Below are 23,191 nucleotides of genomic sequence, written 5' to 3'. Positions count from 1 at the left end.
TAAACGAGCAAAATTCTTGCAAAAAAAAAATAATGTTGTATAATAACATTATAAAATAAAAAATGAGTGGTCACTTTTAAAACACTTGTTTTAAAGGATTTATATAGGTTTTCAAATAAATTTTGAAACTTATCGCTGAACATGACAGCTCTTTGTTTGTTTTGGGTAGTCACTTTTAAAGTGATTATTTCTGGTAAGTATGAAAAATGAAAAAATTCATTTTTCAAAAATAAAAAAGATACAAACGTATCGAAATAGAAAGAGGAGAACTATTATGGGACTTATTTGGACATTGATTGTTGGAGCATTGATCGGTATGATTGCTGGAGCATTGACTAAAAAAGGTGGCTCTATGGGCTGGATTGCAAACATTGCAGCTGGTTTAGTTGGATCATATGTTGGTCACTCACTATTTGGATCATTTGGAATTTCATTGGCCGGTATGGCATTGATTCCATCAATTATTGGAGCGGTTATTGTCGTTCTCATCACTTCTTTTGTTCTTAGCAAAATGAAATAATCAACTTTTGTAAAGAACTACTAGGGAAGTAAAAAAGGGGGACGGTATGTCAAAGTTTTTAAAAATGACCTATAGTTTTATTGGGATAGTGCTATTATCCATCCTAGGATGGGTAATAGGAATTACGGCGCCATATGTTAGCTTGCCTGCTGCCTATAACTGGCTAGAGTGGGATATTGCTAACGTTCCTAGCCTGTTGGATCCGATTGTGTACCATTATTATTTCTGGGGAGCGATTATTCTTTTCGTGATAACCTTAGCCGTGATTTTAGTAATCATGTTTTACCCACGTCTATACACAGAAATAAAACTGGACAAGGGTAACGGAAGTTTACTTTTGAAAAAATCTGCTATCGAATCATACGTTGCAACAGCTGTTCAATCTGCTGGCTTAATGACAAATCCAAACGTTACAGCCAAACTTTATAAGCATCGCTTTCATATTGATGTTACAGGGCGTCTAGCGTCACGTGTCGGTGTAGAAGATCAAGTTAGCGGCCTTAAAAAAGGCATCGAAAAAGGCTTGTCTGAATTCTTTGGAATTGATAAACCGGTTCATTTTAAGGTTTTTGTCAAAGACATCACAGATGCTGAATACAAACGCGCAGCCAAACAACGTGTAGAATAGGAGATGACTATGACATTTTATGAAAAATTTAAATACCCTATTATTGGTGGGGTTGTAGGATTAGTATTTGCTATTATTTTAATGACTTTTGGGTTATTTAAAACCTTATTAGCTGTTATTTTTGTCCTACTTGGAGCTTATGGTGGCCTGTATGCCAAAAAAACAGGACTTATTGATCAATTCACTAAACGCAGATAAAGGAGATTACAATGACTGAAACTTATATCAAAAACACAAAACCAGAACTAGCACCTGTTATCCGTGGAGAGTTAACCTACGAAGATAAAGTAATTGAAAAAATTGTTGGCTTGGCATTAGAAAGCGTTGATGGCTTGCTTGGTGTTAGCGGAGGCTTCTTCTCAAACTTAAAAGACAAACTTGTTAACACGGATTCTGTTCGCGATGGCGTTAATGTAGAAGTTGGTAAAAAACAAGTTGCGATTGACTTAGACATTGTTGCAGAGTACCAAAAACACGTTCCTACTATCTATGATGCGATTAAAGCGGTTGTCGAAGAAGAAGTGAAAAAAATGACAGACTTAGACGTTATCGAAGTCAATGTTAAAGTGGTTGATATCAAAACAAGACAACAATTTGAAGCTGAAAAAGTTAGCCTACAAGACAAGATGACAGAAGTTGCCAAATCAACATCTGATTTTACAAGTCAGCAAGTAGATAACGTGAAGTCATCAGTTGGTGCTGGCGTTGAGAAAATCCAAGACCAACAAGCTGAGCCACGTGTTAAGTAACTAATAAGAGAATATTAAAGTTAGGGAGAGTATGATTATGTCAGAAGAAAAAGTAAATTCAAAACTAGAACAAGCTGGTGGGACGCTTAAAGAAGGTGTTGGTAAAGTTACTGGCGACAAATCACTTGAAACAGAAGGAAAAGTGGATAAAGTGGTTGGTAAAGTTAAAGAAGTCGCTGCTGATGCCAAAGACTCGCTCAAAGGTCTAGCAAAAGGTTTAGACAAGGATAAATAAAGGAGACAACATGGACACAAATAACATTAAAAGTACCCTTACATATGATGATAAAGTCATTGAAAAAATTGTTGGCCACGCACTTGAAAATGTAGGTGGATTACTGGCAGTAACAGGAGGATTTTTCTCAAATATTAAAAATAATTTAGTAAACTCTGATTCTGTTACAGATGGTGTGTCTGTCGAAGTTGGCTCCAAAGAAGTTGCTGTTGACTTGGCAATTATTGTTGAATATGGTAAAGATATTCCGGCGATCGCTGAATCAATCAAAGCCATCGTGTCACAAAACGTTGACACAATGACACATTTAAAGGTTGTTGAAGTAAATATCAATGTTGTTGATATTAGAACCAAGGAAGAGCACGAAGCGGCTAGTGTGACTGTGCAAGATAAGGTGACTAGTGCAGCCTCTTCAACCTCACAATTTGTATCAGAACAAGCTGGAAAGCTAAAAGAGACAGTCTCTGACGCAACAAGCAATGCTTAATCAACGCAATAATTAAAGACAACTCTAATCGGTGCTGATTAGACCAATGAGCTGGTGTATTACCGGCTCTTTTTGTCAGCATTTAGAGAATGATTCCTGTATTGTAATCTCTAGGAAAATGTGATTTAATAGGAATGTTATAGTCTTAAGTAAGGAGTGATATAAATGACTGGTAATAAGAGGGAAATTACGAACTCGAAATATCAAAAAATCGCCATTTCAGTGGCTGAAAGGATTGCAAATGGTGAATATGAGGTTGGTGATAAGCTAAAATCTCGAACGACTATTGCATCCACCTTTAATGTATCACCTGAAACAGCACGAAAAGGATTGAATATTCTGGCTGATTTAAAAATTTTGACATTAAAGCACGGCAGTGGGGCCATTGTTCTATCAAAGGAAAAAGCGATTGATTTCATCAATCAGTATGAGTCTACTCACTCAATCGCTGTTATCAAGGAAAACATCCGCGATAACATCCGTGAGCAACAGGCAGCTATGGAAGATTTAGCTGTTTTGGTTAATGACTTCTTGATGCAAAGCCAATCTATCAGCAAACAATATCCTTTGGCGCCTTATGAAATTATTTGTAGCCAGGATTCGGAACATTTCGGCAAGTCTATTGGTGCTTTGAACATCTGGCATCAAACAGGTGCGACGATTGTCGCCATTGAACACGACGGTAAATTTACAGTATCGCCTGGACCATACTCTGTTATTGAAAAGGGTGACCATATTTACTTTGTTGGGGATGATTCAGTTATCTCTAGGATGAAAACCTTTTTCAACCTAAGGCAAGGCCTATAAAAATAGGTTTTCTTAAATTTATAAAAAAAATCAGCTGACAAAATCTAGCTGGTTTTTTTCTTGAAAAAGCAGTTTTTTTGTGATAGTATCTTAATACTATATTGTAATAAAGGGATACTTTTATGAGTGACATGATTCAGCATTATTTAAATGACCATAGGAAAAAGGTAGCACTTGGAACAGTTGTTGATTGTTTCAAAGGAAAGGCTGTTCCTAAAAAAGTTGATGATGGTGAATTTGGATTGATAAATTTGTCCGACATGAGGGAACTAGGGATTGAGTATTCACAGGTTCGCACGTTTCAAATGGATCGTAGACAGCTATTGCGCTATCTTTTAGAGGATGGCGATGTCTTGATAGCGTCGAAAGGAACCCTTAAGAAGGTCTGTGTCTTTCATAAGCAAGATCGAGAAATGGTAGCTTCCTCTAATATTACAGTCTTAAGACCCTTAAAATTGTTAAGAGGCTATTATATTAAATTCTTCTTGGACTCTCCTGTCGGACAGGCACTGTTAGAAGCAGCAGACCACGGGAAAGATGTGATTAATTTATCGACCAAAGAATTACTAGAGATTCCAGTGCCACTGATACCTCTTGTCAAGCAAGATTATCTTATTAATAATTATTTGCGTGGTTTGAACGATTATCATCGAAAAGTGAAAAGGGCTGAGCAGGAGTGGCACTTTATTAAAAATGAAATTCAAAAAAGTTTAGATTAGGAGTATACTGTGGGCTTAGCCGAAAGAACCGTAAAAATGTTTTTAGCGACCGTTGTTGCAACACTACTGGCTTCGCAATTAAATTTGTCATATGCGATATCAGCTGGAGTTATAGCATTATTGAGCGTGCTAGATACTCGAAAATCAAGTTTAATCGTTGCGAGAAATCGCCTGCTATCGTTTTTTCTAGCTTTTGCGATTGCCGTGATGTTATTCAAGGTAATTGGTTTTAACCTGGTGGCTTTTTCTTTGTATTTAGTAGCTACCATTCCTGTGCTTTACCATTTTAAAATAGAGGCGGGTTTGGTTCCGATTACGGTGCTTGTCACCCATCTCATTACAGAGAAAAGTATCAGTCCCTCGGTTCTTTTAAATGAGTTTCTGATTTTTTTCATAGGAATAGGGATTGCCCTCTTATCCAACACCTACATGGGCTCACAAGCACAAAAACTACGCGACTATCACAAGCAAGTCGAGGATAGTTTGAAGTCTATTTTGTATTGCTTTGAGCAGTTTCTTTTAGAGGGAAAAGGCTCTAATGCGTCAGACATGATTGAGACCTTAGATGGAATCCTAGAAGATGCTTTACAATTAGTCTACCGAGAAAGGCATAATACCCTTTTTCAACAGACAAACTATCAAGTGCATTATTTTGAAATGCGTCGCAATCAAAATAGACTGCTCAACCAAATAGCGGTCAATGTGGAGAAAATTACTAGCCAGAGTCGAGAGAGTATTCTCTTGTCGCATTTATTTCATGCCACTGCTAGACAGTTGAGCGAAACCAATTCAGCTCTAATGCTGATTGATGATATTGAGCAGCTCCTTGACACCTTTAGGCAAAGAGAATTGCCCAAAACCAGAGAAGAATTTGAAAGAAGGGCTGTGTTATTTCAAATTCTCCAAGATTTAGAGCGCTTAATTTTGTTAAAAGTCTCCTTTTACCGTGATTACAAAGGAGATGATTCTGATAAATTGTAGCATGAACTGTTGCTAAAGCTTAGTCAATATTGAGCGGGACCACTAAGGACTCACTCAACACTGCTAAGCTTTTTTTGGTATAATAACGTCATGACCTATCAGAATGGAGAAACGATGAAAGAAATCAAATGCCCCAAATGCGAAACCGTGTTTACAATTAATGAATCTCAGTATACTCAGTTACTAGACCAAGTCAGAGGAAATGAATTTGATAAAGAAGTGCACCTGCGCTTGAAAAAAGAAATGGCACTCCACGATCAAAAAGCTCAAAACAAACTTCAAGAATTACTTGGACAAAAAGAACAAACCATTCAAGGGCTAACCAATCAGCTGGAGCAAGTCGAAAAAGAGCAGAGCTATTTAAGACAAGAAGAGCTATCTAAAAAAGATCAAGAACTCCTTTCTTTACAAGCAAAATTAGATAACCTAGCATCAGAAAAGGCTTTAGAGCTATCTACAAATATGGCTAAAAAAGATAAGGAATTAGCAGAACTCCAGAATCAGTTAGACAAAATAGAGCTAGAGCATCAAGCAAAATTACAACATGCGACTAGCACGATGGAAAAAGAAAGAGATGCTCTAAAAAATCAGCTCCTATTGCAAAAAAAAGAAGAAGAGCTATCTTTAGCATCGTTGAAACGTGATTTTGAAGCCCAACTAACAGCCGCTAATGAGCAAGTTGCTTTTTATAAAGACTTTAAAGCACAGCAATCAACCAAAGCTATTGGAGAAAGTCTAGAAGTCTATGCTGAGACAGAGTTTAATAAAGTTCGCAGCTATGCCTTTCCAAATGCAACGTTCATCAAGGACAATCAACTCTCTAGCCGTGGTTCTAAAGGAGATTTTATTTTCCGAGAAACAGATACTAATGGCGTAGAGCTCTTGTCCATCATGTTTGAGATGAAAAACGAAGCTGATACAACTAAAACCAAACATAAAAATAGCGACTTTTTCAAAGAGTTGGACAAAGATCGGCAGGAAAAAAACTGTGAATATGCCGTATTGGTGTCCATGTTAGAGGCTGACAACGATTACTACAATACTGGTATTGTGGATGTCAGTCATGAATATGACAAAATGTACGTGGTTCGTCCTCAACTATTTATTCAGCTCATCGGTATTTTGCGAAATGCTGCTCTCAACAGTTTGCACTATAAGCAAGAACTAGCCCTTGTCAAGGAGCAACATATTGATATTACCCATTTCGAAGAAGATTTGGAACAATTTAAAAATGCTTTTTCTAAAAATTACCACTCGGCTAGTAATAATTTCAAAAAAGCTATTGATGAAATTGACAAATCGATAAAACGGATGGAAGAAGTGAAACGCTTTTTAACAACTAGTGAAAACCAGCTGCGCTTAGCGAATAACAAATTAGATGACGTGTCGGTTAAGAAATTGACCCGAAACAATCCTACCATGCGTGATAAATTCCAAGATTTGAGTGATCAATAAGACTAAGGAGAAAATACCTGATGGCAAACGACCTAAAGATATTTTGTAAACCCTATGAGCCAAGCGACACCTTGGCACTTTTACCACTTTATCAAGAGCTTGGTTATCCGACAACCCTAGAGGCTTTGCAAAAACGATTGACCAAGCTCCTTTCTAATAAGGATTATCAGCTATTGCTTGCTCTTAGTGATGGACATATTTGTGGGTTTGTGGCGTTTGCCAAGCTCCATTTTTTTGAGAAAGATGGTTCTTATCTTAGAATTTTGGGTTTGGTTGTTGGTAGTCGTTTTAGACGCCAAGGAGTTGGAAAAGCTCTGTTGGACGAAGTGAAAAGAGTAGCTAAAACAGAGTCTTGCAAAGCCATTGCACTAAATAGCGGTAATAAAGCATCACGACAAGCTGCTCACCATTTTTACCAAGCAAATGGGTTTTTAGCTAGCAGTACAGGTTTTACGTTTGAGATGTCGTTTTAAAACACTCTATCCAAGTACTATTTCTTGTCAAAGGCCTTTGCAAATGGGTATAATAATGACAGAACACTTACAAATAAATGATGAAAGATAACAGATGATAAACGGAATAATTAACTTAAAAAAAGAAGCGGGCATGACGTCTCATGATGCAGTCTTTAAGCTGAGGAAAATACTACACGAAAAAAAAATTGGACATGGTGGTACGCTTGATCCAGATGTGGTAGGCGTTTTGCCAATTGCAGTAGGTAAGGCTACTCGTGTGATTGAGTATATGACAGAATCAGGAAAACAGTATGAGGGTGAAATCACTCTGGGTTATTCTACCACTACCGAAGATGCCAGTGGTGAGGTGGTTGAAATCAGTCGTATACCAGCTGACCTAACAGAAGATAGCGTTGATCAAGCGATGGCCACTTTTCTTGGAACAATAACTCAAATCCCCCCGATGTTTTCAGCGGTAAAAGTGAACGGCCGAAAACTTTATGAGTACGCTCGTGCTAACGAAACTGTCGAGAGACCGCAGAGACAAGTCAGCATTGCACAGTTTCAGCGCACTAGCCCATTAACTTTCACAGACACTACCTGTCGCTTTCGTTTTAAAGTGACTTGTAGCAAGGGGACTTATGTCAGAACTTTAGCAGTTGACCTTGGAAAATCTCTAGGGCTAGCTAGTCACATGTCGAGTTTGGTACGAACAGCTTCTGCAGGGCTTACTCTAGAAAAAGCTTACCGTTTATCAGATATCGCTGAGATGGTGTCAGAAGAAGACATGAGTTTTTTGCTGCCGATAAAATACGGGGTAGCCGATTTACCACAGGTCAAGCTCACCATGGAGGATAAAACGGAAATCTCTTTTGGGCGAAAAATCACATTACCTACACAAGACCTCTTAGTGGCAGCTTTTTATGAGGATGACCTTGTTGCTATTTTGGAAGCTCGAGGCGATAGCTACAAGCCTAGAAAAGTTCTTATTGATAAGTAGATTGGAAACAGATGGAAATAAAACATATTCAAGACTATCAAGAGATTTTTGAGTCGCAGGAAACAGTTTTGGTTTTAGGCTATTTTGATGCGCTACATAGGGGCCATCAGGCCTTATTTGAGCACGCGCGAAGCATTGCAAAAATAGAACAGTTAAAGATTGTCTCTTTGACCTTTAAAGAATCTCCAAAATTAGCGTTCTCACGATTCACACCTGACTTACTAAAGCACATCACCTATCCTGAACAACGTTATCGCAAGTTTGCTGAATTTGGCGTGGATAGCTTGTATTTAGTTGACTTTACGTCGGCATTTGCCCAAGTATCATCGGATGATTTTATCACGCATTATATTAGTCGGTTAAAAGCCAAGCACATTGTTGTGGGATTTGACTATAAGTTTGGTCACAATCGCACAAATAGTGATTACCTAGCTAGAAATTATAGTGGACAGGTTCATGTTATCGATGAGGTTACCGAAGATAGCGAAAAAATCTCTTCTACACGAATCAGAAACCTTATTAAAAAAGGTGATGTGGCTAAGGTGAATCAACTATTGGGTTACGAGCTATCAACTAGAGGAATTGTTGTCCACGGCGATGCGCGTGGGCGTACCATCGGATTTCCGACTGCCAACCTGGCACCAACGGATAGGACCTTTCTTCCTGCCAACGGCGTGTACATTACTGATGTGATTGTTAGAGGAAATAGATACCGCTCTATGACTAGCGTTGGGAAAAATTCTACTTTTGGTGGAAAAGAGCTCCGCTTAGAGGTCAACATTTTTGATTTCGAAGGAGACATATACGGTGAGACGATTGAAATTATTTGGTTGGATAGGATCAGAGAAATGACCAAATTTGGTGGAATCGAAGATTTGGTAGAGCGCTTAGCAATTGACAAAGAAACTGCATTAAATTGGAAAAAAGATAGCCAACTCTATTAAATTTTTGTATAATAAGGTAAGTATAAATGATAGAGGAAAAGTATGGTTACCTTATTTTTATCGCCGAGTTGTACCAGTTGCCGTAAGGCAAGGGCATGGCTCATGAAGCACGAAGTCGCATTTCAAGAACACAATATCATAACAAGTCCGCTTAGCCGTGAGGAATTAATGTCTATTTTATCTTTTACAGAAAATGGGACAGAAGACATTATCTCAACGCGCTCAAAGGTTTTCCAAAAACTAGATATCGATGTCGAAGAACTATCTATTTTAGATCTGATTGATTTAATAGCTAAAAATCCGAGTCTTCTTCGCCGTCCTATTATTATGGATAAAAAACGGATGCAAATTGGTTTCAACGAAGATGAGATTCGAGCTTTTCTACCAAGAGACTATCGCAAGCAAGAATTACGGCAAGCGACTATAAAAGCAGAGATTGAGGGATAAGATGGCAGATAATTATCATTATCCACTTGACTTAAGTTGGAGCACTGAAGAAATTTCCTCAGTGCTTCATTTTTTGAATCAAGTGGAATTAGCATATGAATCGAAAGTAAAAGCAGAAGACTTGCTCAGTAGCTACGTTACCTATAAGCAAATTGTTAAAAGCAAAGCCCAAGAAAAGCAAATTGATCGGGATTTCCAAAAAGCAAGTGGATATTCGACCTATCAAGCTCTTAAAACAGCAAAAGAAAAAGAGAAAGGATTCTTTTCCCTTGGAAGATAAATATTCATTCGCGCAAAAAATAATCAAGGACGTTGGTACTTTTATCAAGGAGAGGATGCGGGAACATCTGGCGATACAGGTCAAAACGCAATTTGATGATTTAGTGACCAATGTCGATCAAGAGGCTCAAGATTTCTTAATTAGTCAGATCAAAACATCCTATCCTACAGACTATATTATTGCAGAAGAAGATAATGTCCGACACCCCATATCTGATGGTAATGTATGGGTTTTAGATCCTATTGATGGCACGGTTAATTTTATTGTGCAAGGGGCTAATTTTGCGGTGATGATAGCTTATTACGAAGAAGGAATTGGGAAATTTGGTCTTATTTATGACGTTATGGAGGACCAATTATTTGCTGGTGGTGGTCCCTTTGAGGTGACTATGAATGGTCAAGCACTAGAAGCCTACCAAGAAACCCCTCTAGAGCGAAGCCTTATCGGATGTAATGCAGGCATGTTTGCTAGCAATGACTACAATGTGCGTGAGTTGATTCATCACACCTTAGGTGTTAGGGTATATGGTGGCGCAGGCATTTGCATGACTAAGGTTATGAATCGGCAACTGTTAGCTTATTTTTCACATATTCAGCCTTGGGACTACGCGGCAGCTAGCATTATGGGAGAAAAACTAGGTTATGTTTTGTTGACTATGGACGGCAAGCAACCTGATTTTCAATCACGACAAAAAATTATGTTTGTGCCCAAGGCGAAGCTTTCCTTGATTCAAACAGTACTGACGAAAGGTTTCTCATAAAGATAATTAATTAACAATGATACAATTACCAGATGATTTTATAGATAAATACCAAGCCCTTCTGGGAGATGACGCAGACGCTTTTTTTGCCAGTTTCACAGAAGAGGCAGTTTCTGCTTACAGGGTCAACCCTCTCAAAAAGCAGCCTCCAGTCGGTGATAATCCCATTCCAAATACGCCGTGGGGCTACTACGGCAAAATATCAGGCAAGCACTCAGATCATGTGTCAGGATTGGTTTACTCACAAGAGCCAGCAGCTCAAATGGTAGCCCAAGTGGCCGCACCTGCTAAAGGTAGTAAGGTTTTAGATCTGGCGGCAGCACCTGGCGGAAAAACGACCCACTTGCTATCTTATTTGGGGAATACAGGACTTTTGGTGAGTAATGAGATCTCGAAAAAGCGCAGCAAAATTCTTGTTGAAAACAGTGAGCGCTTTGGTGCAAGGAATACTTTAATAACTAACGAAACGGCTGAAAAATTAGCTGCTGTTTTTCCAGAATACTTTGATCTGATTGTCTTTGATGGCCCGTGTTCTGGTGAGGGCATGTTTCGAAAAGACCCCGATGCGATAAAATACTGGCATAAAGATTATCCCAGTCAATGTGCCTTGCTGCAAAAAGCGGTTTTAGAGGATGCGATGACCATGCTTAGACCAGGTGGGGAGTTGGTTTATTCGACATGCACCTGGTCCCCTGAAGAAAATGAAGGCGTTGTGTCCTGGCTACTAGAGACTTATAGTTATCTCGAATTAGTAGATATTCCCAAAATAAACGGCATGTCAGAAGGTATTAATATGCCTCAAGCCGCTCGCATGTATCCTCATCGCTTTAAAGGAGAAGGTCAGTTTGTAGCAAAATTAAAAGACACTCGAGTAGGTAAAAGGTGTCACTTCAAAAAAACAGCCAAACCGACAGTAACAAAAGAACAACTGCAACTATGGAAAGCCTTTGAAAAAGAACATTTAACAATTTCCTTATCAGGGGATTTACAGACCTTTGGCAATTACCTGTACTTGTTACCAGAATCGTTACCGTCGCTCCACAACCTAAAAATTGCCAGGAATGGTTTGCAACTTGGTGTCTTTAAAAAGAATCGGTTTGAGCCTTCATATGCTTTGGGGGTCGCGTTATCTGCCGATGAGGTTAAAACTTCTATTAGTTTAACTGATCAAGAGTTTGCACGATATGTTTCTGGAAACACCATTCAGTTACCGACCCCTTACCCTAATGGGTGGTATCAGATTTTGGTAAATGGCAATGGCCTTGGCTTTGCCAAAATTGTTGGTAATACAGTAAAAAATCATTTTCCAAAAGGCTTACGTTTTCAATAATATTTTGACCATGCTTTTTATGACTTTAAAGAACAATTTCTTTTAAAGCCTTACTAGATATGTTACTATAAGGAATATACGTAGGGTAATTATTCTACTATAAACCTTTATTTTTATGATAGGAAATACGACAATGAAACTAAAAAAGAAATTCTTTTTGTTAAGTCTTTTAGCCTTATCCTCACTCTGTTTATCTGCTTGTTCGAGTTGGATTGAAAAAGGGGAATCGATAACGGCAGTTGGCTCTACAGCCCTACAACCACTTGTAGAAGCTGCCGCAGATGAGTTTGCTAGCAACAATCTAGGAAAATCAGTCAATGTTCAAGGTGGTGGATCCGGAACAGGTCTTTCACAAGTACAATCAGGAGCTGTCCAAATCGGCAACAGTGACCTTTTTGCAGAAGAAAAAAATGGTATTGATGCCAGTAAACTGGTCGATCATCAAGTGGCGGTTGCAGGATTGGCTGTGATTGTCAATCCTAAGGTCAAGGTATCAAACTTGACGAGCGAGCAACTCCAAAAAATATTTTCAGGTGAGTATCAAAACTGGAAACAAGTTGGTGGGCAAAATCTCAAGATTTCAGTGATTAATCGTGCAGCAAGCTCAGGATCACGTGCTACTTTTGACAACGTGATTATGAAAGGCGTTAACGCCAAACAAAGCCAAGAACAAGATTCTAATGGTATGGTCAAATCAATTGTTTCTCAAACGCCAGGAGCTATTTCTTACTTATCTTTTGCCTATGTTGACTCATCGGTTAAATCACTCAATTTAAATGGATTTGAAGCTAATGCTAAAAACGTCTCAACCAATAACTGGCCAATTTGGTCGTATGAACACATGTATACCAAAGGCAAACCTGATAAACTGACGCAAGAATTTTTGGATTACATGTTGTCAGACGAAGTACAAAAGAATATTGTGACACGCATGGGATATATTTCTACAACTGATATGACAGTTGTTAAATCTTATGACGGAAGCGTTACAGATAAATAATGGGGGAATTATGAAAAATCAGGAATTGGCTAAAACTTTAGCATCACCGTCCAAAAATTCACGGCTTGAAAAATTTGGTCGCACGATTACTTTTCTTTGCCTCGCTTTAATCGTCTTCATTGTCGCAATGATTTTGCTATTTGTAGCGCAAAAAGGATTATCGACATTTTTTGTTAACAAAGTAAATGTTTTTGATTTCTTATTTGGCACTCAGTGGCAACCAAGTGTCAAAAATGCAGCAGGCATTCCCTATTTGGGAGCACTGCCTATGATTACAGGATCTTTCTTGGTCACTATTTTATCTGCCTTAGTCGCGACTCCTTTTGCCATTGGCGCAGCAGTGTTTATGACAGAAGTGTCACCCAAATATGGTGCTAAACTATTGCAACCAGCAGTTGAGTTGCTAGTGGGGATCCCATCAGTTGTTTATGGCTTTATCGGCTTGCAAGTGATTGTTCCCTTTATGCGTTCGATCTTTGGTGGAACAGGTTTTGGTATTTTATCAGGTGTCTGTGTCTTGTTTGTCATGATTTTGCCAACAGTTACTTTCATGACCACAGATAGTCTACGAGCCGTTCCAAGGCATTACCGCGAAGCCTCTATGGCAATGGGAGCAACGCGCTGGCAAACCATCTGGCGTGTTGTCTTAAATGCCGCTAGACCAGGAATTTTTACTGCTGTTATCTTTGGCATGGCTAGAGCGTTTGGTGAAGCTTTAGCGATTCAAATGGTTGTCGGAAACTCAGCTGTTATGCCAACCTCATTAACAACACCAGCGGCTACCTTAACCTCTGTCTTAACCATGGGGATTGGTAATACTGTTATGGGAACGGTCCAAAACAATGTGCTTTGGTCATTGGCTCTTGTTTTATTAGTGATGAGCCTTGCCTTTAACACCCTTGTAAAACTCATCACCAAGGAAAGAAGGAGAAATTATGAACGCTAAAAAAGTTGATAAAATCGCCACTGGCATCCTATATGCCATTGCAGGAATTATTGTAGCTATTTTAGCTTCGCTGATTCTTTTTATTCTGGTTAGAGGGGTTCCTCATATTAGTTGGTCATTTTTGACAGGAAAATCCTCTTCTTATGAAGCAGGAGGAGGAATTGGTATCCAGTTGTATAACTCCTTTTTCTTGCTCATTATCACGTTATTGATTTCAGTACCACTGTCTACTGGAGCTGGCATTTACCTAGCTGAATACGCTAAAAAAGGTCCAGTGACAAATTTCATTAGAACCTGTATTGAAATCTTGTCTTCTCTACCATCTGTTGTTGTAGGGCTCTTTGGTTATCTGATTTTTGTGGTTCAGTTTGAATACGGCTTTTCCATTATTTCAGGTGCCTTAGCCTTGACTGTGTTTAACCTGCCACAGATGACACGCAATGTCGAAGATAGTTTGTTGCATGTCCATCATACTCAAAGAGAAGCAGGACTAGCTCTAGGCTTATCACGTTGGGAGACTGTTTTTCATGTGGTTATTCCGGAGGCTTTGCCAGGAATTGTCACTGGAATAGTGCTTGCTTCAGGACGTATTTTTGGTGAAGCAGCAGCGTTGATTTACACGGCTGGCCAGTCAGCCCCAGCCCTTGATTGGTCAAATTGGAACCCATTAAGTGTCACTAGCCCTATTTCTATCTTCCGTCAATCCGAGACCCTAGCCGTTCATATTTGGAAGGTTAATAGTGAAGGAACAATTCCTGATGCCACACTGGTTTCGGCAGGTAGTGCGGCTGTATTATTACTCTTTATCCTCATTTTTAACTTATCAGCCCGCTTTATCGGTAAAAGCCTTCACTCAAGACTGACTGCGGCAAAATAAGACATTGGAGAAATCATGACAGAATATAATTGGAATGAACGCCATATCATCACCTTCCCTGAAGATATCGTTGCCTTAGAAACAAAAGATTTGCATGTTTATTATGGCAACAAAGAAGCCATCAAGGGAATTGATATGCAATTTGAAAAAAATAAAATTACAGCCCTGATAGGACCTTCCGGATGTGGGAAATCAACTTACTTAAGAAGCCTTAATCGCATGAATGATACCATTGATTTAGCAAAAGTAACTGGACAAATTCTCTATCAAGGTATCGACGTCAATCGTCAAGACATGAACGTCTATGAAATTCGCAAGCATCTAGGCATGGTTTTTCAACGCCCTAATCCATTTGCTAAATCAATCTATAACAACATTACTTTTGCTCACGAACGAGCAGGCATCAAAGATAAAAAGGTTTTGGATGAGATTGTTGAAACTTCACTAAAGCAAGCAGCCCTCTGGGACCAAGTCAAAGATGACTTGCATAAATCAGCCTTTACTCTATCTGGAGGTCAACAACAACGCTTGTGCATAGCAAGAGCCATCTCTGTAAAACCAGATATTTTATTAATGGATGAGCCTGCCTCTGCTTTAGATCCGATTGCGACCATGCAGCTTGAAGAGACAATGTTTGAATTGAAAAAAGATTACACCATCATTATTGTCACCCATAACATGCAACAAGCCGCAAGAGCCAGTGACTACACCGCCTTTTTCTATTTAGGAAATGTTATTGAGTACGACAAAACACGCAAAATTTTCCAAAATGCTAAATGCCAGTCGACCAATGACTATGTCTCAGGACATTTTGGTTAGAAAGGGATATTATGACCCAACCTATTTTAAAAATAAGAGACCTTTCTGTTTACTATAACAAAAAGAAAACCTTGAAAAATGTCTCGTTAGAGTTTTATCCAAATGAAATAACTGCCTTAATCGGCCCATCTGGCTCTGGGAAATCTACTCTATTACGCTCAATCAATCGGATGAATGATTTAAATCCAGAAGTCACGACAACAGGATCAATTGTATATAATGGTCACAATATTTATAGCCCAAGAACAGACACTGTCGATTTGAGAAAAGAAATCGGAATGGTCTTTCAGCAGCCTAACCCATTTCCAATGTCCATTTACGAAAATGTGGTCTACGGGTTGCGACTAAAAGGAATTAAGGATAAGAAGATTTTAGACGAGGCTGTCGAAAGTTCTCTTAAAGGGGCCTCGATCTGGGAAGAAGTCAAAGACAGGCTACATGATTCAGCTCTTGGATTATCCGGCGGTCAACAGCAGCGTATTTGTGTTGCCAGAGTTTTGGCAACAAGTCCTAAGATTATACTTTTGGATGAACCAACCTCTGCTTTAGATCCTATTTCAGCTGGTAAAATCGAAGAAACCTTATTTGCTCTTAAAAAAGATTACACAATGGTTATTGTCACTAGATCAATGCAGCAGGCTTCACGATTGTCAGATCGCACAGGCTTCTTCTTAGCAGGCGACCTCCTTGAGTTTGGACACACAAAGACTATGTTTATGAATCCTAAACGACAAGAAACAGAAGACTATATTTCAGGAAAATTTGGATAAGCACAAAAGACATGGCTGATTGTTAGCTTAGATATCGTTGTTCAAAAGATAATAAAAATAGAGAAGGAAAAAATGATGTTAAGAACTAAATTCGAAGAAGAGTTAGATAAATTGCATAATCAGTTTTACTCGATGGGAACAGAAGTATTGGCTCAAATTAATAAAACTGTTCGTGCTTTTGTGAGTCATGACCGTGAGCTAGCAAAAGAAATCATCGAAGAAGATGATACCATCAACGGTTTTGAAACTAAGCTTGAAAAAAAATCGCTTGAAATCATTGCCTTGCAGCAGCCTGTCTCAAATGATTTGAGAAGGGTTATTACGGTATTGAAGGCTTCCAGTGATATTGAACGTATGGGGGACCATGCTGTATCGATTGCGAAAGCAACAATTCGCATGAAGGGTGAAGAGCGTATCCCCGTGGTTGAAGAACAAATCAATGTGATGGGAAAAGCTGTTAAACACATGGTTGAAGAAGCCCTAAATGCCTATATTAATGCAGATGACGCCAAAGCTTATGAAATTGCAGCATCAGATGAAATCATCGATAACTACTTTAGAGAAATTCAATCTCTAGCTGTCGAAGAAATCAGAAAAACTCCAGATGCAGTATTTGCTGGGAAAGAATATTTCCAAGTGTTGATGTATTTGGAACGCATTGGTGACTACGCCCGTAACATTTGTGAGTGGATTGTCTACCTCAAAACTGGTAAAATTATTGAATTATAAGAAAATATGATATAATAGTGATTGGAATTTTCTAATCACTATTTTTATTACATATTAAGGAGTCGTATGAAGACAGTAGAACATCTTATCGAAAAATTTGTTCCCGAAAATTATAATATCTTCTTAGATATTAACCGTACAACAAAAACCTTTTCAGGAAATGTAGCCATTAATGGTGAAGCGTTAGATAATAATATTTCATTTCATCAAAAAGATTTGACCATCAGCTCAATCTTACTTGATAACGAAGCGGTAAACTATCAAGTAGATGATAGTCAAGAAGCAGTGCATGTTGAATTGCCTGAGACAGGAATGATGACCTTGGTCATTGAGTTTTCTGGAAATATCACAGATAACATGACTGGTATTTACCCTTCTTATTACACGATTAACGGGCAGAAAAAAGAAATTATTTCAACACAGTTTGAAAGTCATTTTGCCCGCGAAGCTTTTCCTTGTATTGATGAGCCAGAAGCCAAGGCAACTTTTGACCTAAGTCTCAAGTTCGATCAAGAAGCAGGAGAGATCGCCTTATCTAACATGCCGGAAATCAATGTTGAACTGCGTCAGGAGACTGGTCTTTGGACATTTGACACAACTCCTAGAATGTCATCGTATTTGCTTGCATTTGCTTTTGGGCATTTACACGGTAAAACTGCCAAGAGTAAGAACGGGACAACTGTCGGTGCATTTTCGACAATAGCGCATCCATTGAGTTCTTTAGATTTCTCACTTGATATTGCTCTTCGTGTTATCAATTTTTATGAGGAGTACTTTGGGGTTCCATACCCGATTCCACAATCGCTAAACGTTGCTCTGCCAGACTTTTCATCTGGCGCTATGGAGAACTGGGGATTGATTACCTATCGCGAGATTTACCTCTTAGTAGATGACAATTCGACAGTTGCTAGCAGGCAGCAAGTTGCACTTGTGATTGCTCACGAAATTGCCCACCAATGGTTTGGTAATCTAGTGACCATGACTTGGTGGGACGACTTATGGCTAAACGAAAGTTTTGCAAACATGATGGAATACGTCGCAATTGATGCTATTGAACCATCTTGGAACATTTTTGAAGAGTTCCAAACATCAGGCGTGCCATTAGCTCTCAAGCGTGATGCTACTGATGGTGTGCAATCTGTTCATGTGGCTGTCAACCATCCTGATGAGATTAACACCCTCTTTGACCCAGCTATTGTTTACGCTAAAGGAAGTCGCTTGATGCACATGTTGCGTCGCTGGATTGGTGATAGCGATTTTGCTAAGGGACTAGGCGCTTACTTTGAAAAGCATCAGTATCGCAATACTGTTGGCCGTGATTTGTGGGATGCTTTATCAGAAAGCTCTGGAAAAGATGTCGCTACCTTTATGGACGCTTGGCTAGAGCAACCTGGTTATCCTGTTTTATCAGCTAAAGTTGAAAATGACCAGCTAATCCTTAGCCAAAAACAATTCTTTATTGGACAAGCGACAGATCAGCAAAGGGTTTGGCCAATTCCTCTAAATGCTAATTGGAAAGGACTACCTGAGACACTGACAGAAGCAGTTATGGTGATTCCAAACTTCAGTCAGTTGGCCTTAGAAAACCAAGGGGCTCTTCGTTTCAATACCGAAAACACAGCTCACTACATTACAAACTATCAAGGGCAATTGCTAGAGGCTGTGGTGAATGATTTGAGCGAACTTGACAATACCTCTGCGCTTCAGATCATTCAAGAGCGTCGCTTGCTTGCAGATAGTGGCATGATTTCTTATGCTGAATTAGTTGATTTGCTTGCACAGTTAGATGATCGCAAATCTTATATGGTTGCATCTGCAGTACAGCAGCTTATTTCAGGCTTGCACCGCTTTATTGACAAAGACACATTGCCAGAAAAATCATTCAAGCGTTTGATTGCTACTCTCTTCCAAGAAGACTACTGCCAATTGGGATTCGAAAAGAGAAGTGACGAGTCTGACGAAGATGAAATGGTACGTCAAATCACTCTATCAGAACTACTCTACACAGGACATTTAGAAGTGGTCAATCAGGCTAAAGCCATTTTTGAGGCACATGCAACTGACATTTCAAAAATCCCAGCAGCCATTCGTCGTTCAGTGTTGACAAACCAAATAAAACGGTTTGAGAGTGATGAGTTAGTCAATGCTTACTTTGATACTTATGTTTCTACGACGGACAATAACTTGCGTCAAGATTTGACGGTTGCCTTATCAAGAACAACCAACCCATCTACCTTGAGAAGGATTCAGTATAGCCTTAAAGATAAAGATATCATCAAACCGCAAGACCTTGCTTTTTGGTACAATAATCTCTTATCACAAGAAGCTACTCAAGAGAGCATTTGGACTTGGGCACGTGAAGATTGGGATTGGATTACCTCAACCCTTGGTGGAGATATGAGTTTTGATAAATTTGTGATTTATCCTGCAGCTCATTTCAAAACTCAAGAACGATTAGACGAGTATAAAGCTTTCTTTGAACCAAAACTTGATGATATGGCAATTAGCCGTAACATCAAGATGGGAATTAATGAAATTTCAGCTCGCCTAGCTCTACTGGAACAAGAAAAATCAGCGGTTCATGCGGCTTTAAGCCAATATTAATCTGCTATAGGACAAAAGAGTTGGGACAAAGTCCCAGCTTTTTTGCCAATTATTTAGCGAATCTTAAGCTTTCTATGATATAGTCAAACTATAGATGAGTTAAGCAAAGAAATGAGGATACCCAGAGTGATAAAATTATTACTAGTAGAAGATGATTTAAGCCTATCCAATTCCATTTTTGATTTTTTAGATGATTTTGCAGATGTGGTACAAGTTTTTGATGGTGAAGAAGGTCTCTATGAGGCAGAAAGTGGCATTTATGACCTTGTTTTATTGGATTTGATGCTACCTGAAAAAAATGGCTTCCAGGTCTTAAAAGAGCTCCGAGAAAAAAACATCAAGATACCAGTGCTTATCATGACTGCTAAAGAGAGCTTAGATGACAAGGGACATGGTTTTGAATTAGGTGCAGATGATTATTTGACCAAACCTTTTTATCTGGAAGAGCTAAAAATGCGCATCCAAGCCTTATTGAAACGAACAGGAAAGCTTGCTGATAATAATTTAAGCTTTGGCAATTTGGTTGTGGATCTCGGGCGCAAAGAAGTTAAGATTGATAACCAAAGCATTGAGTTATTAGGAAAAGAGTTTGATTTGCTAGTCTATATCCTTCAAAACCAAAATGTGATTTTGCCCAAGGCCCAAATTTTTGACCGCATTTGGGGGTTTGATAGCGATACGACCATATCTGTTGTTGAAGTCTATGTTTCTAAAATTAGAAAAAAGCTCAAAGGAACAGATTTTGTAGAGAACTTGCAAACACTAAGAAGTGTTGGCTATATTTTAAAAACCAATGACTAAATTTAATAAAGAGCTGTTATCAGAACAGTACACTCATTTTTGCCATTTTTTTGCTGTCTTTACAGGAATATTTGTGGTCATGACGACTATTATTTTGCAAATCATGCGATTTGGCGTGTACTCGTCTGTTGATAGCAGCCTCATTGCGATTGGAAATAATGCCACTAGCTATGTTGATCGAACCATGGCGAGGCTATCATCCTTTTACTTTGATGTTGAAAATAATGTCATTAAAGCCATCCCTGAATCAGAGAATTCAAAACTAATCCATTCACCAGCAGCTAACACAGATATTATTTTATTTAGTGCTAATGGCGCCATATTAAATTCTTTGGATGCTTTTTCAAATTATCGGCAGTTTTATTTAGATAAAAGCAAACTGAATAAAATCGCAACAACTAGCTTGATCAATTTCTACGGACAAGAAGAAAAATACCATACCATTACCGTTAAGGTCCATAGCAAGAACTATCCTGCAATTGCTTATATGATGGCTGTTGTCAATGTTCAACAGTTAGACAGTGCTAATGAACGCTATGAGCAGATTGTCATTATGGTCATGATTATTTTTTGGCTGATTTCGATTTTAGCCAGCATTTATTTGGCGGATTGGACCAGAAAACCCATTTTAGAAAGTTATGAAAAACAAACCATGTTTGTTGAAAATGCGAGTCATGAATTACGAACACCTTTAGCAGTGTTACAAAATCGGCTAGAAACCCTATTTAGAAAACCAAATGAGACCATTTTAGAAAATAGCGAACACATCGCGTCAAGTTTAGACGAAGTGCGAAACATGAGGATATTAACAACCAATTTGTTGAATCTAGCCAGACGAGATGATGGTTTAAAACCACAACTGGTTTCGATTGACGCAACATTTTTTGACATGGTTTTTGAAAATTACCTCCTAGTTGCTAAAGAGTATGGCAAAGAATTTAGTGCAACTAACCAAGTGACGCATCCAGTAAAGGGAGATAAATCGTTGCTGAAGCAACTCATGACAATTTTATTTGACAATGCCTTGAAATATACAGATGCTGATGGTGTGATTTTATTTACCGTTAAAACAACGGAAAAACACTTGCTGATTTCGGTTATGGATAACGGTCCTGGCATCAAAGATCAGGACAAGAAAAAAATATTTGACCGTTTTTACCGTGTCGACAAGGCCAGAACACGTCAAAATGGAGGTTTTGGACTTGGGCTAGCTCTAGCACAACAAATCGTGACCTCATTAAAAGGAACGATTAGTGTCAAAGACAACACCCCTAAAGGCACTATTTTTGAAGTGAAGCTATAAGCCTATCGAGCAAAAATACTTTTTCTTGAGTACACGAACAAAAAAAGGAGTCTCTGATTGAGAACTCCTTTTTTCATGACTACTGTTGGAAAAAACAAAAAAACTCCTTTTGGAGTTTTCATTGGATATAATTAGCCAAGTTTTGTAGCAAGACGTGCTTTATCGCGACTAGCTTTGTTTTTATGAATCAAACCTTTTGATTCGGCTCTATCGATGCTAGAAGAAGCAACGCGGAAAAGCTCTTCAGTTGGGTTAGCTTCAAATGCTTTGATAGCAGTACGCATAGCTGATTTTTGTGCTGAATTTTTTTCGTTACTCTTAACGTTAAGTTCAGCACGCTTAATAGCTGATTTAATATTTGCCAATGTTTTCACCTCCATATTAATCTAACTACACTATTATATAGAAAATATAAGTGTTTGGCAAGCTTTAATCACTTTTTGAGATAAATTTCATCAATTTTATGATCCTTAGCCTTGTGAAGAATTAATTCGGCGCGGTTTCTAGTCGGTTCGATGAATTTTTCCAGGTTAACCAGATTGACTGTTTTCCAGACATTTCTAGCAAAATCAATGGCTTGACTTTGTGATAGGTCACTATATCTAGCATAGTAATTTTTAGAATCTTTCTTAGCTAACTCAATGATGCTTAAAAAGCGTTCCAGGTACCAATTCTCAATGTGTTGACTATCTGCATCAATATAAATGGAAAAATCAAAGTAATCACTCATGTACAGCCGATTATTTTGTTGATTTTGAAAAACATTAATGCCTTCGATAATTAAAAAATCGGGACTGTCGAAAGTTTGTTTTTGCCCTGGCACGATATCATAAATATCATGAGAATAAACTGGTATAGAGGCAGCTTGCCCATTTTTAACCGTGTCTAAGAAATTGAGCAACAATTCCATGTTATAAGATTCTGGGAAGCCTTTTTTATTAAGGATACCGTTAGCAATTAATGTTTGGTTGGGGTACAAAAAGCCATCTGTGGTTACTAGCTCAACACGGCTAGTTTGATAAGTCCGAGATAACAAGAGCTGCAAGAGTCGACTGGTCGTCGATTTTCCAACGGCCACAGAACCTGAGACGCCAATGATAAAGGGTCTGTGGTGGGTGTTTTTTTTGAGAAAGAGGCTTTTTGAAAACAGCAAGTTTTCTTGAGCGATTTTATAAATTTGGATTAGGTTAATCAGCGGAAGATAGATATCAATAACATCGGTAATGTTGATATCATCATTCAAACTGGTAATGTTTTCTAATTCAGTCTGAGTTAACAGTGGTTTATTTTTTTGATTTAATATTTTCCAAGATTCACGAGAAATCTTTTCGAAATTGATCAATTCGTTTGACATATAGACTCCTAATCATTTTGGCAGTGCTTACATTATAACATGACATTGGTAAAATGGAAAATTTTTCTAAATGACATGCTAGGTGATAAGACGCAAAAATCGAACAAAAGAAGAGAAATTGTCAAAATATTATCAGAAAAAATAAAGGTTCGTTTTTAATCGTGATTTTAAGTGAAAATGATAGGAAACAA

The 23,191-nt window shown here is 38.4% G+C and carries 28 protein-coding genes; 26 read left to right on the top strand and 2 right to left on the bottom strand.

Annotated features, from left to right (window positions below):
- Nucleotides 1–274 precede the first annotated feature (274 nt).
- The 26 genes from AKK44_RS01045 to AKK44_RS00920 all read left to right on the top strand — a co-directional run bounded on the left by AKK44_RS01045 (nt 275) and on the right by AKK44_RS00920 (nt 21,646).
- Nucleotides 275–520, top strand: a complete 246-nt coding sequence (locus AKK44_RS01045; RefSeq protein ID WP_037594912.1) for a GlsB/YeaQ/YmgE family stress response membrane protein — start codon at nt 275–277, stop codon at nt 518–520.
- 46 nt (nt 521–566) lie between these two features.
- Nucleotides 567–1,148, top strand: a complete 582-nt coding sequence (gene amaP / locus AKK44_RS01040; RefSeq protein WP_054278133.1) for an alkaline shock response membrane anchor protein AmaP — start codon at nt 567–569, stop codon at nt 1,146–1,148.
- A gap of 9 nt (nt 1,149–1,157) precedes the next feature.
- Entirely contained in the window at nt 1,158–1,346 is a 189-nt protein-coding gene (locus AKK44_RS01035) for a DUF2273 domain-containing protein (RefSeq protein ID WP_037594914.1), read from the top strand.
- An 11-nt stretch (nt 1,347–1,357) separates the two neighbouring features.
- On the top strand, nt 1,358–1,897 hold the full coding sequence (locus AKK44_RS01030) for an Asp23/Gls24 family envelope stress response protein (protein WP_037594916.1): 540 nt from the start codon (nt 1,358–1,360) through the stop codon (nt 1,895–1,897).
- Between the two features lie 37 nt (nt 1,898–1,934).
- Entirely contained in the window at nt 1,935–2,132 is a 198-nt protein-coding gene (locus tag AKK44_RS01025; protein ID WP_037594918.1) for a CsbD family protein, read from the top strand.
- Nucleotides 2,133–2,142: 10 nt separating this feature from the next.
- A complete protein-coding gene (locus tag AKK44_RS01020) occupies nt 2,143–2,619 on the top strand; it encodes an Asp23/Gls24 family envelope stress response protein (protein WP_037594920.1) in 477 nt (158 codons plus the stop codon).
- 165 nt (nt 2,620–2,784) lie between these two features.
- On the top strand, nt 2,785–3,426 hold the full coding sequence (locus AKK44_RS01015; protein WP_037594922.1) for a TrkA C-terminal domain-containing protein: 642 nt from the start codon (nt 2,785–2,787) through the stop codon (nt 3,424–3,426).
- 122 nt (nt 3,427–3,548) lie between these two features.
- The gene (locus AKK44_RS01010; protein ID WP_054278132.1) at nt 3,549–4,145 is read left to right on the top strand and encodes a restriction endonuclease subunit S domain-containing protein; all 597 of its coding nucleotides are present in this window, start codon (nt 3,549–3,551) and stop codon (nt 4,143–4,145) included.
- A gap of 9 nt (nt 4,146–4,154) precedes the next feature.
- The gene (locus AKK44_RS01005) at nt 4,155–5,126 is read left to right on the top strand and encodes an aromatic acid exporter family protein (protein WP_054278131.1); all 972 of its coding nucleotides are present in this window, start codon (nt 4,155–4,157) and stop codon (nt 5,124–5,126) included.
- 114 nt (nt 5,127–5,240) lie between these two features.
- Nucleotides 5,241–6,581: a DUF2130 domain-containing protein gene (locus tag AKK44_RS01000; RefSeq protein WP_054278130.1), complete on the top strand. Its 1,341-nt coding sequence runs from the start codon at nt 5,241–5,243 to the stop codon at nt 6,579–6,581.
- A 20-nt stretch (nt 6,582–6,601) separates the two neighbouring features.
- Nucleotides 6,602–7,054 carry a GNAT family N-acetyltransferase gene (locus AKK44_RS00995; RefSeq protein WP_054278129.1) on the top strand — a complete coding sequence of 151 codons (453 nt, stop codon included), beginning with the start codon at nt 6,602–6,604 and terminating at the stop codon, nt 7,052–7,054.
- 94 nt (nt 7,055–7,148) lie between these two features.
- Complete coding sequence (gene truB / locus AKK44_RS00990) at nt 7,149–8,036, top strand: tRNA pseudouridine(55) synthase TruB (RefSeq protein WP_054278128.1); 888 nt, start codon at nt 7,149–7,151, stop codon at nt 8,034–8,036.
- An 11-nt stretch (nt 8,037–8,047) separates the two neighbouring features.
- A complete protein-coding gene (locus AKK44_RS00985; protein ID WP_054278127.1) occupies nt 8,048–8,980 on the top strand; it encodes a bifunctional riboflavin kinase/FAD synthetase in 933 nt (310 codons plus the stop codon).
- 42 nt (nt 8,981–9,022) lie between these two features.
- A complete protein-coding gene (locus AKK44_RS00980) occupies nt 9,023–9,427 on the top strand; it encodes a Spx/MgsR family RNA polymerase-binding regulatory protein (protein ID WP_037594931.1) in 405 nt (134 codons plus the stop codon).
- 1 nt (nt 9,428) lies between these two features.
- Nucleotides 9,429–9,707: a UPF0223 family protein gene (locus tag AKK44_RS00975; RefSeq protein ID WP_037594932.1), complete on the top strand. Its 279-nt coding sequence runs from the start codon at nt 9,429–9,431 to the stop codon at nt 9,705–9,707.
- Nucleotides 9,697–10,467: an inositol monophosphatase family protein gene (locus AKK44_RS00970; RefSeq protein ID WP_054278126.1), complete on the top strand. Its 771-nt coding sequence runs from the start codon at nt 9,697–9,699 to the stop codon at nt 10,465–10,467. Before AKK44_RS00975 ends, AKK44_RS00970 begins: the two co-directional genes overlap by 11 nt.
- 19 nt (nt 10,468–10,486) lie before the next feature.
- A complete protein-coding gene (locus tag AKK44_RS00965; RefSeq protein WP_330218222.1) occupies nt 10,487–11,797 on the top strand; it encodes an RsmF rRNA methyltransferase first C-terminal domain-containing protein in 1,311 nt (436 codons plus the stop codon).
- 133 nt (nt 11,798–11,930) lie between these two features.
- A complete protein-coding gene (locus AKK44_RS00960) occupies nt 11,931–12,797 on the top strand; it encodes a phosphate ABC transporter substrate-binding protein PstS family protein (RefSeq protein WP_054278124.1) in 867 nt (288 codons plus the stop codon).
- Between the two features lie 10 nt (nt 12,798–12,807).
- The gene (gene pstC, locus AKK44_RS00955; RefSeq protein ID WP_037596601.1) at nt 12,808–13,743 is read left to right on the top strand and encodes a phosphate ABC transporter permease subunit PstC; all 936 of its coding nucleotides are present in this window, start codon (nt 12,808–12,810) and stop codon (nt 13,741–13,743) included.
- On the top strand, nt 13,733–14,620 hold the full coding sequence (gene pstA / locus AKK44_RS00950) for a phosphate ABC transporter permease PstA (protein WP_037596604.1): 888 nt from the start codon (nt 13,733–13,735) through the stop codon (nt 14,618–14,620). Before pstC ends, pstA begins: the two co-directional genes overlap by 11 nt.
- A 15-nt stretch (nt 14,621–14,635) precedes the next feature.
- Nucleotides 14,636–15,439 carry a phosphate ABC transporter ATP-binding protein PstB gene (gene pstB / locus AKK44_RS00945; protein ID WP_054278123.1) on the top strand — a complete coding sequence of 268 codons (804 nt, stop codon included), beginning with the start codon at nt 14,636–14,638 and terminating at the stop codon, nt 15,437–15,439.
- A gap of 11 nt (nt 15,440–15,450) precedes the next feature.
- Nucleotides 15,451–16,209: a phosphate ABC transporter ATP-binding protein PstB gene (gene pstB, locus AKK44_RS00940; protein ID WP_037596608.1), complete on the top strand. Its 759-nt coding sequence runs from the start codon at nt 15,451–15,453 to the stop codon at nt 16,207–16,209.
- 75 nt (nt 16,210–16,284) lie between these two features.
- Nucleotides 16,285–16,938: a phosphate signaling complex protein PhoU gene (gene phoU, locus AKK44_RS00935; RefSeq protein ID WP_037596610.1), complete on the top strand. Its 654-nt coding sequence runs from the start codon at nt 16,285–16,287 to the stop codon at nt 16,936–16,938.
- A 66-nt stretch (nt 16,939–17,004) separates the two neighbouring features.
- Entirely contained in the window at nt 17,005–19,542 is a 2,538-nt protein-coding gene (locus tag AKK44_RS00930) for a M1 family metallopeptidase (protein ID WP_054278122.1), read from the top strand.
- Nucleotides 19,543–19,668: 126 nt separating this feature from the next.
- Entirely contained in the window at nt 19,669–20,343 is a 675-nt protein-coding gene (locus tag AKK44_RS00925; protein ID WP_054278121.1) for a response regulator transcription factor, read from the top strand.
- Complete coding sequence (locus AKK44_RS00920) at nt 20,336–21,646, top strand: sensor histidine kinase (RefSeq protein WP_054278120.1); 1,311 nt, start codon at nt 20,336–20,338, stop codon at nt 21,644–21,646. Before AKK44_RS00925 ends, AKK44_RS00920 begins: the two co-directional genes overlap by 8 nt.
- Nucleotides 21,647–21,777: 131 nt before the next feature.
- Here the strand turns inward: AKK44_RS00920 and rpsT are convergent, their stop codons facing one another.
- Both rpsT and coaA read right to left on the bottom strand, forming a co-directional pair.
- A complete protein-coding gene (gene rpsT / locus AKK44_RS00915) occupies nt 21,778–22,026 on the bottom strand; it encodes a 30S ribosomal protein S20 (RefSeq protein WP_082385489.1) in 249 nt (82 codons plus the stop codon).
- A gap of 53 nt (nt 22,027–22,079) precedes the next feature.
- Nucleotides 22,080–23,000 (bottom strand): type I pantothenate kinase, encoded by a 921-nt coding sequence (gene coaA, locus AKK44_RS00910; protein WP_054278118.1) that lies wholly within the window; start codon nt 22,998–23,000, stop codon nt 22,080–22,082.
- Nucleotides 23,001–23,191 lie beyond the last annotated feature (191 nt).

Source organism: Streptococcus phocae, from assembly GCF_001302265.1.
GTDB classification, from domain to species: Bacteria; Bacillota; Bacilli; order Lactobacillales; family Streptococcaceae; genus Streptococcus; species Streptococcus phocae.
Note: the sequence above shows the minus strand (reverse complement) of the source record. Positions and strands in the feature narration are given on the sequence as shown.

Coding starts and splice junctions, on each gene's coding strand:
- AKK44_RS01045 (WP_037594912.1), top strand. CDS start 275: ATGGGACTTATTTGGACATTGATTGTTGGAGCATTGATCGGTATGATT.
- AKK44_RS01025 (WP_037594918.1), top strand. CDS start 1,935: ATGTCAGAAGAAAAAGTAAATTCAAAACTAGAACAAGCTGGTGGGACG.
- truB (WP_054278128.1), top strand. CDS start 7,149: ATGATAAACGGAATAATTAACTTAAAAAAAGAAGCGGGCATGACGTCT.
- AKK44_RS01020 (WP_037594920.1), top strand. CDS start 2,143: ATGGACACAAATAACATTAAAAGTACCCTTACATATGATGATAAAGTC.
- AKK44_RS00930 (WP_054278122.1), top strand. CDS start 17,005: ATGAAGACAGTAGAACATCTTATCGAAAAATTTGTTCCCGAAAATTAT.
- rpsT (WP_082385489.1), bottom strand. CDS start 22,026: ATGGAGGTGAAAACATTGGCAAATATTAAATCAGCTATTAAGCGTGCT.
- pstC (WP_037596601.1), top strand. CDS start 12,808: ATGAAAAATCAGGAATTGGCTAAAACTTTAGCATCACCGTCCAAAAAT.
- AKK44_RS01030 (WP_037594916.1), top strand. CDS start 1,358: ATGACTGAAACTTATATCAAAAACACAAAACCAGAACTAGCACCTGTT.
- AKK44_RS00920 (WP_054278120.1), top strand. CDS start 20,336: ATGACTAAATTTAATAAAGAGCTGTTATCAGAACAGTACACTCATTTT.
- coaA (WP_054278118.1), bottom strand. CDS start 23,000: ATGTCAAACGAATTGATCAATTTCGAAAAGATTTCTCGTGAATCTTGG.
- AKK44_RS01035 (WP_037594914.1), top strand. CDS start 1,158: ATGACATTTTATGAAAAATTTAAATACCCTATTATTGGTGGGGTTGTA.
- pstB (WP_037596608.1), top strand. CDS start 15,451: ATGACCCAACCTATTTTAAAAATAAGAGACCTTTCTGTTTACTATAAC.
- AKK44_RS00980 (WP_037594931.1), top strand. CDS start 9,023: ATGGTTACCTTATTTTTATCGCCGAGTTGTACCAGTTGCCGTAAGGCA.
- AKK44_RS00975 (WP_037594932.1), top strand. CDS start 9,429: ATGGCAGATAATTATCATTATCCACTTGACTTAAGTTGGAGCACTGAA.
- pstB (WP_054278123.1), top strand. CDS start 14,636: ATGACAGAATATAATTGGAATGAACGCCATATCATCACCTTCCCTGAA.
- AKK44_RS00985 (WP_054278127.1), top strand. CDS start 8,048: ATGGAAATAAAACATATTCAAGACTATCAAGAGATTTTTGAGTCGCAG.
- AKK44_RS01010 (WP_054278132.1), top strand. CDS start 3,549: ATGAGTGACATGATTCAGCATTATTTAAATGACCATAGGAAAAAGGTA.
- AKK44_RS01015 (WP_037594922.1), top strand. CDS start 2,785: ATGACTGGTAATAAGAGGGAAATTACGAACTCGAAATATCAAAAAATC.
- phoU (WP_037596610.1), top strand. CDS start 16,285: ATGTTAAGAACTAAATTCGAAGAAGAGTTAGATAAATTGCATAATCAG.
- AKK44_RS00960 (WP_054278124.1), top strand. CDS start 11,931: ATGAAACTAAAAAAGAAATTCTTTTTGTTAAGTCTTTTAGCCTTATCC.
- pstA (WP_037596604.1), top strand. CDS start 13,733: ATGAACGCTAAAAAAGTTGATAAAATCGCCACTGGCATCCTATATGCC.
- AKK44_RS01000 (WP_054278130.1), top strand. CDS start 5,241: ATGAAAGAAATCAAATGCCCCAAATGCGAAACCGTGTTTACAATTAAT.
- AKK44_RS00995 (WP_054278129.1), top strand. CDS start 6,602: ATGGCAAACGACCTAAAGATATTTTGTAAACCCTATGAGCCAAGCGAC.
- amaP (WP_054278133.1), top strand. CDS start 567: ATGTCAAAGTTTTTAAAAATGACCTATAGTTTTATTGGGATAGTGCTA.